Source organism: Hydrogenophaga sp. (genome assembly GCF_050250835.1).
In the GTDB taxonomy this organism is placed as follows: domain Bacteria; phylum Pseudomonadota; class Gammaproteobacteria; order Burkholderiales; family Burkholderiaceae_C; genus Hydrogenophaga.
In genome coordinates this window covers 136,253-150,046 of sequence record NZ_JBFWNX010000012.1, presented here as the reverse complement: position 1 = coordinate 150,046, position 13,794 = coordinate 136,253, and the positions used below count along the sequence as shown (strand labels likewise).

The 13,794-nt window shown below is 65.1% G+C and carries 13 protein-coding genes; 3 read left to right on the top strand and 10 right to left on the bottom strand.

Going from position 1 to position 13,794, the window contains the following annotated elements:
• Positions 1-110 precede the first annotated feature (110 nt).
• From AB7F11_RS15670 to AB7F11_RS15625, 10 genes are all read right to left on the bottom strand, one after another.
• The gene (locus AB7F11_RS15670; RefSeq protein WP_428291730.1) at positions 111-1,337 is read right to left on the bottom strand and encodes a serine hydrolase domain-containing protein; all 1,227 of its coding nucleotides are present in this window, start codon (positions 1,335-1,337) and stop codon (positions 111-113) included.
• Positions 1,338-1,404: 67 nt separating this feature from the next.
• Positions 1,405-2,370 (bottom strand): NAD(P)H-dependent flavin oxidoreductase, encoded by a 966-nt coding sequence (locus AB7F11_RS15665; RefSeq protein ID WP_428300102.1) that lies wholly within the window; start codon positions 2,368-2,370, stop codon positions 1,405-1,407.
• 9 nt (positions 2,371-2,379) lie between these two features.
• Positions 2,380-4,524 (bottom strand): acetate--CoA ligase family protein, encoded by a 2,145-nt coding sequence (locus AB7F11_RS15660; protein ID WP_428291732.1) that lies wholly within the window; start codon positions 4,522-4,524, stop codon positions 2,380-2,382.
• A 10-nt stretch (positions 4,525-4,534) separates the two neighbouring features.
• On the bottom strand, positions 4,535-5,407 hold the full coding sequence (locus AB7F11_RS15655; RefSeq protein ID WP_428291733.1) for a MaoC/PaaZ C-terminal domain-containing protein: 873 nt from the start codon (positions 5,405-5,407) through the stop codon (positions 4,535-4,537).
• Positions 5,400-6,230: an enoyl-CoA hydratase/isomerase family protein gene (locus AB7F11_RS15650; RefSeq protein ID WP_428300101.1), complete on the bottom strand. Its 831-nt coding sequence runs from the start codon at positions 6,228-6,230 to the stop codon at positions 5,400-5,402. Before AB7F11_RS15650 ends, AB7F11_RS15655 begins: the two co-directional genes overlap by 8 nt.
• Position 6,231: 1 nt before the next feature.
• On the bottom strand, positions 6,232-7,227 hold the full coding sequence (locus tag AB7F11_RS15645; RefSeq protein WP_428291360.1) for a Bug family tripartite tricarboxylate transporter substrate binding protein: 996 nt from the start codon (positions 7,225-7,227) through the stop codon (positions 6,232-6,234).
• 14 nt (positions 7,228-7,241) lie between these two features.
• A complete protein-coding gene (locus AB7F11_RS15640; RefSeq protein WP_428291359.1) occupies positions 7,242-8,381 on the bottom strand; it encodes an acyl-CoA dehydrogenase family protein in 1,140 nt (379 codons plus the stop codon).
• A 2-nt stretch (positions 8,382-8,383) separates the two neighbouring features.
• A complete protein-coding gene (locus tag AB7F11_RS15635) occupies positions 8,384-9,556 on the bottom strand; it encodes an acyl-CoA dehydrogenase family protein (RefSeq protein WP_428291358.1) in 1,173 nt (390 codons plus the stop codon).
• A 4-nt stretch (positions 9,557-9,560) separates the two neighbouring features.
• Positions 9,561-10,079: a tripartite tricarboxylate transporter substrate-binding protein gene (locus AB7F11_RS15630; RefSeq protein WP_428291357.1), complete on the bottom strand. Its 519-nt coding sequence runs from the start codon at positions 10,077-10,079 to the stop codon at positions 9,561-9,563.
• Positions 10,080-10,091: 12 nt separating this feature from the next.
• Entirely contained in the window at positions 10,092-10,865 is a 774-nt protein-coding gene (locus tag AB7F11_RS15625) for an SDR family NAD(P)-dependent oxidoreductase (protein ID WP_428291356.1), read from the bottom strand.
• A 175-nt stretch (positions 10,866-11,040) separates the two neighbouring features.
• On the opposite strand from AB7F11_RS15625, the gene AB7F11_RS15620 reads away from it, so the two are divergent.
• From AB7F11_RS15620 to AB7F11_RS15610, 3 genes are all read left to right on the top strand, one after another.
• Complete coding sequence (locus AB7F11_RS15620) at positions 11,041-12,210, top strand: thiolase domain-containing protein (RefSeq protein ID WP_428291355.1); 1,170 nt, start codon at positions 11,041-11,043, stop codon at positions 12,208-12,210.
• Positions 12,211-12,215: 5 nt separating this feature from the next.
• Complete coding sequence (locus AB7F11_RS15615) at positions 12,216-12,614, top strand: Zn-ribbon domain-containing OB-fold protein (RefSeq protein WP_428291354.1); 399 nt, start codon at positions 12,216-12,218, stop codon at positions 12,612-12,614.
• 69 nt (positions 12,615-12,683) lie between these two features.
• Positions 12,684-13,679 carry a Bug family tripartite tricarboxylate transporter substrate binding protein gene (locus AB7F11_RS15610; protein WP_428291353.1) on the top strand — a complete coding sequence of 332 codons (996 nt, stop codon included), beginning with the start codon at positions 12,684-12,686 and terminating at the stop codon, positions 13,677-13,679.
• Positions 13,680-13,794: the final 115 nt, after the last annotated feature.

Here is a 13,794-nt window from a genome sequence, read left to right as displayed (position 1 = left end):
GACTGTTAATCCGCAGGTCCCTGGTTCGAGTCCAGGTCGGGGAGCCACCCAATACCCATGCACAAAGCCCCTGGAGAAATCCTCGGGCTTTTTTGTTGGCCGCCGGCAGCTCATTCTTTCGCCACTGCTGTCGCGATGGCGCGCAGCAGGGCATCGCGCTCCGCCCGCGAGTCCGGGTCCGAAGATCGGGACCACACACCCGTCTGAACCAGCACCAGATCGAGGGCAGGAAACACCGCGACGGCCTGGCCGTAGACGCCCAGCATCATGTAGCCGCCCTCGAAAAGCCAGAACTGGTAACCGTAGCCAAAACGGGGGCCGGCCTCGTTCACGCGGAAGCCGGGGGGTTGTTCTGAGGATTCCGTGGCTCGCTTCAAGAATGCGGCGGGCACGATCTGCGCATCGTCTCGCCGACCGCCGAGCGCCAGCATGCGACCCAGCCTGGCGTAGTCTCGCGCGGTGGCGCTGAAGCCGCCGCCACAGTACTCGATGTCCTGCCATCCAACCAGCCAGGCGGCATCGGATTCCGCGCCCAGCGGGCGCCACAGCCATTCAGAGGTGAGGTCCGCAGCGGTGCGCCGGGTCGCGCCCTTGAGTACGTGGCAGAGCACCTGGGTTTCGCCCGTGGCGTACTTGAAGCGGGTGCCAGGTTCCGCGTCCATGGGGCGACGCCGCGTCAGGACCTGCGTGGGGTTTCCTCCGCCGTGCACGCGAAACAGGGCGGCCCAGAGGTCGGCCACGTCGTCGCGGCCCCCGTAGTCTTCTGTCCACCGAACTCCCGAGGCCATTTGCAGCAAGTGTGAAATGGTGGTGCCGCCATATGCGCTGCCGGCGAGTTCGGGCGCGTAGACCTCGGCCTTCTCGTCGAGTGAGCGAATGAGGCCTTGATGATGGGCGATGCCCACCAGCAAGGCAGTGACGCTCTTGGCCATGGAGAAGGAAGCAAAGCGGTGCTCGGCAGTCCTGCCGTACTGGTAGCGCTCCAGCCGTATCTGGCCCCGATGGAGCACGACAAAACTGGTGACGCGGCGGCGCTCGAAGTAGTCGTTCAGCGCATAAGTGTCACCGCGATAGGTGTATTGCAGCACGGGCAAGGGCTTGCCCGTCGTCAGCTCCCAGACGGGACCGCCCCGGACGCTGGGCCGACTGGGAAGGATCTCCGACCGCGAGCTGAAACTGTCGACCTTGTGCCGCTCATCGAACATCGTCTGAGGCGTGCCGCGCGGGTATCCCGCGTCGCGGCCCAGGGCGGCTTCGTCGGGAGCCGCCTGAACGAGCGAAGTTGCGAGCCACAGGACCACTGGTGCGATCCGCATGCAGGTTGAAGTCAGCCCCATGCCTACCTCCCGGGAGTCGATTCGGCTGGCACATGCGGGCGGCTGGATCGCTCACCCGAGGTGCCCGTCATCGTATCTCGAAAGCCGGCAGGTGGCATGCCTCCTGGTACTCGTGCCGCAGCCGCTGCACCAGTTCGGCCACCGAAGGGATGTCGTGAATGAGGTCGATGCCCTGCCCTGCGCTCCAGATGTTCTTCCAGGGCGCGGCTCCCTCGGGCAGGTGGTCGTGGCGCATGCCGCGGCCCAGCGGCCTGGGCAGGTTGTCGGGGTCGAGCCCGACCGAGCGGATGGACTCGACCAGCCAGTTGGCGTGCACGCCAGCGATACCGTCGGTGTAGCGCAGGTCGGCAGAGGACTGGGAGACCAGCAGCTCCTTGTAGGCCTGCGGCGCGCGGGATTCGCGCGTGGCGATGAACCGCGTGCCGAGATACGCCAGGTCCGCGCCCAGGATTTCGGCGGCGCGTATCGTGGCGCCGTCGGACACCGCTCCGCCCATGACGATGGTGCCCTGGTAGATCGCGCGCACGGTGCGGATCAGCGCAAGGTGGCTGATGGTGCCGGAATGCCCGCCGCCGCCGGCGCCGATGCAGTTGAGCCCGTCGGCACCGGCGGCGATGGCTTTCTCGGCAAACCGGATGGAGGTGATGTCGTGGAACACGAGCAGACCTGCGTCATGCGCATGACGGATGAGAGATGTGGGATCGCCACCGACCGTGATGAGCACTTTCACGCCATGGCGTTCACACGCGTCGAAGTGCCGGCCCAGTTCGTCTTCGGCCACACGCGTGGCGAGGTTGACGGCCAGCGGCCCGGCGGGTCGGCCAGTGCCTTGCTCGTGATCGTCAAGCGTTCGCCGAATGGCGCCCAGCCATTCTTCAAATTCTTCAAAGGTGCGCGCGTTCTGACGCGGCAGGCCGCCCATGAGGCCAGCCTTGCACGCCTCGGCAACGAGTTCGGGGCCGCTCACCAGAAACATGGGCGCGCAGACGGCGGGCAGCGTGAGCGAGGCGCGCAGGGTGGGATGGAGGGCCATGGTCGTTGGTCAAGCCTTCACGACCAGGCCGTCCACCGCCACCACGCGCGTGGCGCTGCAGATGATGGGATTGACGTCGATTTCAGCAATCCGCTCGCGTTCGCTATGGATGAGCAGCGAAATGCGCGAAATGGCCTCGGCCAGTGCGTTCACGTCGGCCGGCTCGCTGCCACGAAAGCCCTGCAACAGCCGGTAGCCACGCAGGCGGCGCAGAAGGGCGTGCGCAGCTTGCGTGTCCACTGGCGCCAGCGATGCCACGGTGTCTTTGAGCAGCTCCACCAGGATGCCACCCATGCCCACCACCACCATGGGACCGAAGAGCGGGTCCACGCGCGCGCCCACCATGATCTCGACGCCTGGCGGAATCATGGGTTGCACCAGCACGCCGTTGATGCGATCGGCCGTGGTGGCCTTGAGCGCATTGGCCATGATGGCCGCGTAGGCCTCGCGCACGGCGGTGGCGTCTTTCAGGTTCAGGCGCAACACGCCGGCATCGGTTTTGTGCGGCAGATCCGGTGTCTCGACCTTGAGCGCCACCGGATAGCCAAGCGCGCTCGCGGCCTCGGCGGCGGCGTCTGCGCTGTTCACGAGGCGGTTGTTCACCACCGGAACGCCACAGGCTTCGAGCACGCCGCGCGAGGGGCCTTCGGGCAGAGTGCGCTCGGTGCCAGCGGCAGCCAGCGCGGCGCGCACCACCTCGACTTGTGCCGGGGCGAGCGCGGGCGGGGTGCTGGCTTCGGTCCGTGCCAACTCGCGGGACCAGCGGTGCCAGGCCGCAAGCGTGCGGAAGCAACTGGCGGTGGAACGAAACACCGCCAGGTGCGGGCTCATCTCCATGTCCCTCACGCCCGGGCCCTCCTGCCAGCCCGTGAGCTCGAACACGCAGGCCATCTTGCCGTGAGCGCGCACCTGGTTGCCCAGGTCGATGTTGCGCTGGGCGCTGGCCTGGATGGCCGTGGGAAAAGGGGTGACGATGGCGCCAATGTTCTCTTCGCGCAGGAAAGCTTCGGCGCATGCGGGAAACGAGGCCGGGTTGTTGAGGATCTGCGCAGTCACGTCGCAAGGATTGCGCGAGGAGCCGAATTCGGGGATGTGCGACTCCAGCACGGCCCGCAGCTCGGGGCCCGGCTGGGGCAGCGACACGTTGAACACCTCCGCCTGGTCGGCGGCCATGATGCCGGCGCCGCCCGAGGGCGTGAGCACGGCCACGCCCTCTGCCCTGGCAGGCGGCGCCTTGGCGAAGAAGGCTGCGGTTTCCAGCAGGTGCTCGTACTGGTCCACCACCACGAAGCCGGCGCGCTCGAACAAGGCGTTGTAGCCAGCCGCCGAACCCGCGAGAGCACCGGTGTGCGAGAGCGCCGCCTCGGCGCCGCTTTCACTGGTGCCAATCTTGTAGACCACCACCGCCTTGCCCGCCTGGCGCGCGATCTCGCCCGCCTCGATCAGGCGACCGGGATCGGTCACGCCTTCGAACACGCAGGCGATGGCATCGCAATCGGGGTCGTTGGCGAGGTAGGCAATCTGGTCGGCAGCGTCCACGTCGCAACCGTTGCCTGAAGTGAGCACATGGCTGAACGACACGCCGCGTTCCACCGCCTGAGCCATGCCCACGCCCAGCGCACCCGACTGGCTGATGAGTCCAATGGAGCGGCACCCCTCCAGCCGCAGGCGAACGGGAATGTGGGTGAAAGTGCCCAGGGCGCCGTTGACGGCGTTCATCATGCCCAGGCAGTTTGGACCGAGCAGGCGCGTGCCGGTGTCCCGCGTCATGGCCACTATGTCGCGCTGGATGGCCTGGTGCTCGGGATTGCTGCTCTCGCCCAGGCCCGAGGCAAAAATGACAACCCCGCCCACGCCCAGCCGCACGCACTCTTCAATCACCGGCTTGACGGCATCGCGCGGCACAGCGACGAACACGCAGTCTGGCACCTCGGGCAGCGCAGAGAGCGAGGCAAAGCACGGGCGGCCGTCGATCTCCTGGTACCGGGCGTTGACGAGGTGGATCGGGCCAGCGTAACTGTGCAGATTGCCCACGGTGCGGGCGCCAAAGGAAGCCGGGTTGGCCGACGCGCCAACGATGGCGATGCTGGTCGGGGCGAGGAGGCGGCGGGTCTGTTGGTGTCGGTAGACGGCGCGACTGGATACGAGTGACATGGAACGTGGCTCAGGAGAAAGACAGGTCAGCGTGCCCATGGGACAGCACGGTCACGTCGCGCGCAGGAATGCGCGCGCGAAACGCCACGCCCTCAGGCCGGCGCCAGCATTCGACGCGGATGGTTTCGCCGGGAAACACCGGTGAGGACATGCGTGCCCGCATCGACTTCAGCCGTGCAGCGTCGTTGCCGCAGAAGGCGGCAAGCAACGCCCGACAGGTGACGCCGTAGGTCGCCAGTCCATGCAGGATGGGCCTGGGAAAGCCCGCTCTGGCGGCCACGTCCGGGTCCGCATGCAAGGGGTTCAGGTCGCCTGAAAGGCGGTAGAGCAAGGCAGCGTCGGCGCGGGTGGGCATGTCCACCACGTGATCCGGCTCGGTCTCGGGCGTGGCGGCCAGCGCCGGGCCGGCCTCATCGCCGCCACCTGCCTTGGAGAACCCACCATCGCCCCGGCAGAACACGGCCTGTTCGACCGTGGCGAGCAAGCGGTCCGTCGCCGCATCGAAGAGCTTCTTTTCGGTCTGGATGATGGCGCCCTTGCCTTCGCCCTTGTCCACGATGCGTGTGACTCGGGTGCGACCGATCACGGTGCCTTCGGCCGGAAGTGCCGCGTGCAGGGTGACGGATTGTTCGCCGTGCACGAGTTTCACCGCGTCAATGCCGAGCTCCTTTCGCTCGCGCATCCAGAAACCCGGCGAAGCCAGCACGCTGGCCATGACGGGCACCACCTGCAAGTCTTTCTCGTAGACGAAGCGCAGCTCACTGCGGTCCAGCGGGTCATGGCCCATGCCGATGCCCAGCGCATACAGGATGGTGTCGCGGGTGGTGTAGCTGTGACGCACATCGTCGAATTGCAGGTGGCGGGTTTTTTGATAGTCAAGCATTTTTCTTGGGGTCGAGATGGGGAACCTGGCGTTCTGGCCAGCGGAACTGCGGTGGCTCTTTGGCCACAAAACGCCGGGCGGATTCTTTGAGGTAGTCGCTGCTGGCGGCGATGGCCTGCCCGCTGGCTTCCATCTCCAGCATGGTGGATAAGTCGCTGCCCAGCGAGGCGTTGAGCGCCTGCTTGGTCAGGCTCATGGCGGCGTCCGAGGCGCCACACAGGCCGCGCGCCATGGCCTGAGCGCGCGCCATCAGATCGGAGACGGGCAGCACCTCCAGCGCGATGCCCAGGCTCACCGCCTCCTGCGGACCCAGTTCGCGCGCGGAAAACATCAGCTCCTTGGCGCGCTGAAGACCGACGATGCGCGGCAGTGTGTAGAGCGCGCCAAAGTCGGGCACCAGCCCGATGCGCTGGAACACCATGCACAACCGGGCACGCTCGCTCAGCAGCACAATGTCGGCCAGCAGGGCCAGGCTGAAGCCCGCCCCGTAAGCCACACCGTCCACCGCCGCGATCACCGGACGATCCAGCCCCATCAGCTCCACCGTGGCTCGGCGGTAGCGTTCCATGCCGGCACGGATCTGTCCTGGTGAACGTGGCCCCGCCCCGTTCATGCCGCGCACGTCGCCACCCGCACTGAACGCGCCCCCCGCGCCGGTGATCACCAGCGCGCGCACCGATGCATCGCGCTTGACCGTGGCCAGCAGATCGCCAAGCTCATCGGCCATCGCAGGGTTGATCGCGTTCTTCGACTCCGGGCGGTTCAGCGTGAGCGTGGCCACGCCATCGGTTACTTCGTAGGTCAGGGTTTCCAATGCGGTCATGTCACTGGAGCTTGATGTTGTTCTCGCGGATGGCGGTCGACCATTTCAGGACTTCGTCGGCCAGTTGCTTCTTGAACTCCTCGGGTGCGTTGGTCATGGGTTCGTAGCCGAAGCTCACCATCTTGTTCTGGATGTCGGGCGTGGCGATGGCCTTCTTGACCGCTTCCGAATACTTGTTGACGATCGCGGCCGGTGTGCCTGCGGGCAGAAACAGTCCTGTGAAGCCCGGCAGGTTGGCGTCTGGGTAGCCGGCCTCACCCAGCGTGGGCACGTTCGGGAATGCCTTGAGGCGGTGCGGGCTGGCCACCGCCAGCAGCTTGACCTTGCCGCCCGAGAGCTGGTTGGCGTAGAAGCCCACGGAGCCCCAGGCAGTGGTCACCTGACCACTGACCAGGTCCGCGAAGGAATTGGCCTCACCCTTGTAGGCAATGTGCGTCATGTCCACACCCGCCTTTTTGTTGAGCACCGAGCCGATGATGTGCGCGCCGGAACCCACTCCGTAGGAACCGTAGCTCACCGCTCCGGGCTTTTGCCTGGCCATGGCGATCAGCTCGCCCAGGTTGTTGGCGGGCACCTGGGTGCCGGCTGCCAGTGCAATGGGCAGAATCGCCACCATCGACACCGGCGCCAGCTCTTCCATGCGATAGCCTGGGTTGGGTTGCAGCAGCAGGTTCTGCACGATGCTGCTGAGTGACATGTAGATGGTGTAGCCATCTGGCGGCGACTTGGCGAGCGTCTGCGTGGCGATCATGCCGTTGGCGCCCACCTTGTTTTCCACCACCACGGGCTGTCCCCAGGCGGCCGACAGGTTGTCCGCGATCATGCGCGCCGTGGCATCGGCACTGCCGCCGGGCGCCGTGGCCACCATGAGCTTGATCGGACGGTTCGGGAAGTCACCCGACTGCGCCGCCACGGTCTGCGGCAGGGCGAGCATCACACCGGCGGCAACGGCCAGTGACGTCACGAGAGAGAGGGAACGCAAGGCAGAGGTTTTCATGATGTCTCCAGGGGTCAGGTTGTTGTATCCAGCATCTCGGTCAGGCGCGAAAGCTGGGCCGCGCTGTCGCCGAAAAGCTGGTCGATCACCGCGATGCGCCGCAGGTAATGGCCCACCGCGTATTCCTCGGTCATGCCAATGCCGCCATGCAACTGAATGGCGCTCTGACACAGGGATCGGCCATGAAGGCCGATGATGTACTTGGCGCGCGCGAGGTCTTCGGCCTGCACGGAGCCAGGGTCGTCGATGGCGCACGCCGCAAGGAAGGCCATGCTGCGGGCAACTTCCAGCTCCACCATCATCTCCGCCACGCGGTGGCGCAAAGACTGGTTCTCGCCGATAAAGCGCCCGAACTGCTTGCGGGTGTTGAGGTACTCCACCGTCAGTTGATAGGCGCCTTCCATGGCGCCCACCGCGTCGGCGCACACCGCAGCCACCCCGGCCGAACGCGTGGCTTCAATCACCTGAGCGCCGCGCAAAGGGTCTGCGGGATCGCCCAGCGGCACGGCCAGCACGCCATCGAGGCGCAGGTCGCCGGCGGGTGTGTCGTCGATCAGCCGGTAGGCGCGGCGGTTCAGTCCTTCGCTTCCCGCCTGCACCAGGAAAAGTGCGACGCCCTGCCCATCGCTGCTCGAGCCCGACACCCGCGCGCTCACGAGAAAGACGTCGGCCTGCGGTGCGTTGAGCACGCAGGCCTTGGCGCCCGTCAGCCGCCACGAACTGCCCTCGCGGATCGCCCGCGTTTCCACCCAGCATGGCGCATGGCGTCCGGCCGCTTCGTCGCACGCCCAGGCCACGATTCGTTCGCCGCTGGCGACCTGGGGCAGTAGCGCGTGGCTGGTGGCATCACCCGACAGCGACAGGGCCGTGGCCCCCAGCACCGCGGAGGCCAGGAACGGCTCGGTCAGCAGCGCCTTGCCAAAGGCCTGCATCACCACCGAAAGATCGGCGGCGGAACCGCCGAAGCCGCCATGTTCTTCGGCAATGCGCAAGCCGCTCAATCCCAGGCCGCAGATCTGGCGCCACACCGCCGGACTGGTGCCTTCGGCGGAGGCGGCAATGGCTCGCCGCTGCTCGAAGGCGTATTGGTCGGCCAGCAGACGCGAGAGGCTGTCGCGCAATTGCACCTGGTCTTCATGGAGTTCAAAGTTCATATTTATCCCAGGGCTGCCTTGGCCAGAATGTCTTTTTGAATCTCGCTCGAGCCGCCATAGATGCTGGCTGCTCGGGATTGCAGATAGCGCAGATTGCCGGGCGCGGCCCAGTGTTCGCTGCCCTCGCCTTCGCCAGGACGCCATTCCAGCGCTGTCGGTCCGCCCAGACGGGCGATCAGCGCCACCAGGGCCTGCTGAAGTTCCGTTCCCTTGAGCTTGAGCACCGAGGCGAACGATGGACCGGCCAGCGCAGTCTTGGGCGCGAGCAGCATGCGCCAGTTGGTCACTTCCAGAGCGCGCACTTCGGCATCGAGCGCAGCCAGCTCGGCCTGCAACACCGCGTCTTCGGCCAGCGGGCGGCCCGCCTGGGTGAGCTTGCCGGCCAGCGCACGCGCGAAGTCCAGCCGCTCACGGCAATAGGCCACGTTGGCGATGCCGGTGCGCTCGTTGCCCAGCAGGAACTTGGCGCAATCCCAGCCACGGCCTTCCTCGCCCACCAGGTTCTCCACCGGCACACGCACGTTGTCGAAAAACACCTCGTTGAGGTGATGGGCGTGGTCGATGGAAACGATGGGCCGCACAGTGATGCCAGGCGTGCGCATGTCGATCAGCAGAAAGCTGATGCCGTCCTGCTTGCGCGGCGCCTGCTCGGTGCGCACCAGCGCAAACACCCAGTCCGCCTGGTGCGCCGAGCTGGTCCAGATTTTCTGTCCGTTGACCACGTACTCATTGCCTTCGCGGCGCGCCGACGTGCGCAGCGACGCCAGATCCGAACCCGAGCCGGGTTCGGAAAACCCCTGGCAGAACCAGATCTCACCGCTGGCGAGCTTGGGCAGGAAGTGGTCCTGCTGCCGGGTGGTACCGAATTTCAGCAGCAGCGGCCCCAGCATCACCACGTTGAAGATCGACGGCATGGGCGCCGGCGCTCGCTGGATTTCGTCTTGCAGGATCAGGCGTTCGGCCTGTCCCAGGTCAGCACCGCCAAAAGCCTTGGGCCAGTGCGGCGCGGCCCAGCCGCGTTCGTGGAGGATGCGCTGGAAGCGCACCACATCCTCCTTGCGCGCAGGGTGACCCATGGCCAGGCGCTCGCGGATGTCCTGGGGCAGTCGATCGCGAATGAAGGATCGCACTTCATCCCGGAAGGCCTCTTGTTCGGGTGTCAGTCGGAAATCCATGTGATCAGTCCACCTTGATGTCGTTTTGTTTGATCACCTTGGACCAGGTGTCCATTTCGGTGGTGATGTAGCGGGCGAACTCTTCGCTCGAATTGCCAACCGGCACGAAACCGACCTCCTCGACATAGGGAATGTGCGTGGCTTTGAAACCGGCCGAGCTGGCCAGCGCAGCGCCCACCAGGTGCGAGCCCGAGCCGGCGCCAGAAGTGCCGTAGGTGATGACTTCGGGCTGGCCCTTGGCGTACTTCACCAGATCGGCCACCGTCTGGTTGCCCAGTGACGAATTCACGCCAAAAGCGATCGAGATGGTGGCCACCAGTGGGACGGGCGTCACCGCCTCCATCTTGTAGCCCGGGTTGGGCCGGAGCAGCATGTTCTGCACCATCGGCATCAGCCGCACCGGCTCGTTCGGAAATGCCGTTTCCTGAGCGAATGCCGTGCCGGTTCCGCACAGGGCCCATGTGACAGCCACCGCAGACAGCATGCGGCGGCGGGCCAGGAGGTGATGTTGTGGCCTGGTCATGCGCATCGGTCCTCAGACACTGATGTGAAAGCCACCATTGACCCCGAGGTGCTGTCCCGTGATGTAGGAAGACCCATCGGACAGCAGGAAACACACCGACTTCACCACCTCGTCGGGCGTGGACCAGCGGCCCAGCGGAATCTGCGCCAGCATCTTGTCCCGGAATTTCTCGCCGCGCACCACCTCGGTCATGGGCGTTTCCACAACGCCGAAGCAGATCGAGTTCGTGCGGATGTTGTAGCGGCCCCATTCCTTGGCGGCGGTCATGGTCACGCCGAACATGCCGGACTTGGCCGCCGCGTAGTTGACCTGCCCAATGGAGCCCTTGCGCCCGGCATCCGAGGAGATGTTGACGATGGAGCCACCCGTGGTGTCACCGTCCTTGGCGCGCGCGATCATGTGGCGGCCCACCGCTTGCAGCCAGTAGAACGTGCCACTCAAATGCACGTCGATCACGTCCTGCCATTCCTTGAGCGTCATCTTCTCGATCATGGCCGGCCGGATGATGCCGGCGTTGTTCACCAGGCCATGCACGGCACCGAAGCGGGCCACGGCATCGGCCACCGCACGGGTGGCAAGTTCCGGATCGGCAACGCTGCCCACCACGGCGAGCACACGGTCCGAGGGCAGCGCATCGGTGGTGGCTTTGAGCCCCTCGGCGTTGAGGTCCACCGCGACGGCATTGCCACCGAGCTCGATCACCCATTCCACGATGGCCTTGCCAATGCCCTGGGCAGCGCCAGTCACCACCACGGTGCGGCCCTGCAGCGAAACGATCTGCGTCATGTCGATTTTTTCCTGTTGAGAGATGTGAGATGGAAGGACGGTTGAAAAATTTGATTAGTTTTAAGGTCAGACCAATGGTAGCATCACTTTGCTCGAACACTGAACGCGGGAAATCCCTTAACTCAGCGGGCGATTTCGATCTCTTTCACCAGCAAGGAAAGGCAACGCACCAGCTATGACGATCAAGAAAAAGGCGTGCATCGCGGGCGCCTGGGAGCATCCCACCCGCAAGGCGCCCGACATGACCACGCCGCAACTGCACGCGGAATGCGCGCGCGGCGCCCTGGCAGACGCCGGGCTCTCGCTGTCCGACGTGGATGGCTACTTCTGTGCGGGTGATGCACCTGGTCTGGGCGCACTCAGCATGGCCGACTACCTGGGCCTGAAGATCCGGCACACCGACACCACGGACACCGGTGGCTCCGCGCCCCTCATCCACGTGGCCCACGCGGCCCAGGCGATTGCCGCGGGCAAATGCAACGTGGCCCTGATCACCCTGGCGGGACGGCCTCGCAGCGAGATCAGCGGCGTGGGCGTGCAGCCCAGAAACGTCACGGCCGCCACGCCTGACGTGGCTTTCGAAATGCCCTATGGCCCCATCACGGTGAACATGTACGCGCTGGCGGCGGCCCGACATATGCACGAATACGGCACCACCAGCGAGCAGCTCGCCTGGATCAAGGTGGCCGCCTCCACCCACGCGCAGCACAACCCGCACGCGATGCTGCGCGACGTGGTAACGGTCGAGGACGTTGTCAACTCGCCCATGATTTCCGACCCGCTGCACAAGCTGGACTGCTGCGTGGTCAGCGATGGTGGCGGCGCACTGCTGGTGGTGCGCCCGGAGATTGCGCGCTCGCTCAAGCGGCCGGTGGTCAACATCCTGGGGGCAGGCGAAACCATCAAGGGCCAGTCTGCCGGTCAGGTCGACCTCACTTATTCCGGCGCTGCCGTGTCCGGGCCGATTGCGTTTGCGGAGGCCGGCGTCAAACCCTCAGACATCCAGTACGCGTCGATCTACGACAGCTTCACCATCACGGTGCTGATGCAGCTCGAAGACCTGGGATTCTGCAAAAAGGGCGAAGGCGGCCGCTTCGTGATGGACGGCAACCTGATCTCTGGCGTGGGCAAGCTGCCGTTCAACACCGACGGCGGCGGCCTGTGCAACAACCACCCGGCCAACCGGGGTGGCATCACGAAAGTGATCGAGGCGGTGCGGCAGTTGCGCGGCGAAGCACACGCCAAAGTGCAGGTGCCGGATTGCCGCCTGGCGCTGGCCCAGGGCACGGGTGGCCTGCTGGGTTCACGGCACGGCAGTGCCACTTTGATCATGGAACGGGAGTGAACAACATGAGCACGATGTACCAGGAACGTCCGGTCGGCAACCTGATCATGGACGCAGCCACAGGCCCTTACTGGGACGCCGCAAAAACAGGCGTCCTCAAGATCAAGCGCTGCACTGCCTGCGGCAAGGTTCACTTCTATCCGCGGGCACTGTGCCCGTTCTGCCTGTCGGACACCGAGTGGATCGACGCCAGCGGCCTTGGCACCATCTACAGCGTCACCGTCACGCGCCGGGCCGGGCCTATTCCATACGCGCTGGCTTACGTGCAACTCGATGAGGGCGTCTCGATGCTCACCAACATCGTGGACTGCGACCTCGACAGCCTGCGCATCGGCGACCGGGTCAAGGTCTGCTTCAAGGCCGCCGACGGCGAGAACCGAGTCCCGATGTTCACACCCGCCTGAAGTCATGCCCTCTGGTGCACACAGATTCCCGAGGGCGTTCGTGGACAGAAAGAAATGTAGGAGACATTCATGCGAAACATCAAGCTGAACTTCATGCCACAGATCGCTGGCGCCTTGGCGTGCCTGCTGGCTCTTTTCACGATTGCAAGCCCGGTGAAGGCGCAATCCTGGCCCTCCAAACCGATCACCATCGTGGTGCCCTACGCTCCAGGCGGCGGCACGGACATCACAGCCCGATTGATCGGCAAACGGCTTAGCGAAAGGCTTGGGCAACCTGTCATCGTGGACAACAAGCCAGGAGCCAACGGCATGATTGGCTCGGCACATGTGGCCAGAGGCAGCGCCGAAGGCTACACACTGCTCATGGGAAATCCCGGACCCAACGCCATCGGTCCGATTCTGGCGCCGAACGCGGGCTACAACCCTGCCACCGATTTCCAACCCGTTGCTCTTCTCGGCACGGTTCCCATGCTGTTTTGCGTCAACGCCTCCTCACCGATCAAGACTCTGCAAGAGCTGATCACCGCAGGGAAATCGGAACACCCCTCCATCAATTTCGGCTCTGCCGGCAATGGTTCGCCCAGCCACCTCGCGATCGCCACACTGAATCAGGAAGCCGGGACCAAGTTCGTGTTCGTTCCCTATCGGGGTTCGGCACCCGTGGCCGTGGCACTGCTCGGCAACGAAATTCAAGCAGCGTTGCTGGCAGGCCCAGACGCGATATCCCACCTCAAGGCAGGGAAGATCCGCGCCATTGCAAACATGTCCATCCAACGTTCGCCCAGCTTTCCTGACGTTCCAATCCCCAGCGAGGTGGGCCTCGCGGGAATGGACGTCAGCATCTGGTACGGCATCCTTGCTCCGGCCAGGACGCCGAAGGTCATCGTGGAGCGTCTTCATCACGAAATCACCGCCATCCTTGAAGAGCCGGAAATCAAGGCGCGCTTGCAGGACCTGAACATCACCCCCGTGGCGGCCTCGCCGAGCGCCTTTGGCGCCATCATCCAAGGCGATGTCGAGAGGTACACAAAAATCATCAAAGCAGCCAACATCAAGCTCGAATGACTCGGCATCCGAGGGCAGGCTGGGTCCGATGGTGGTCGCAGCATTCGACGCGCCAGCGAACTGATGGCGGCCCAGGCTGTGCGATCATCGAACGCTTCGACCTTCGCCTTGTGGA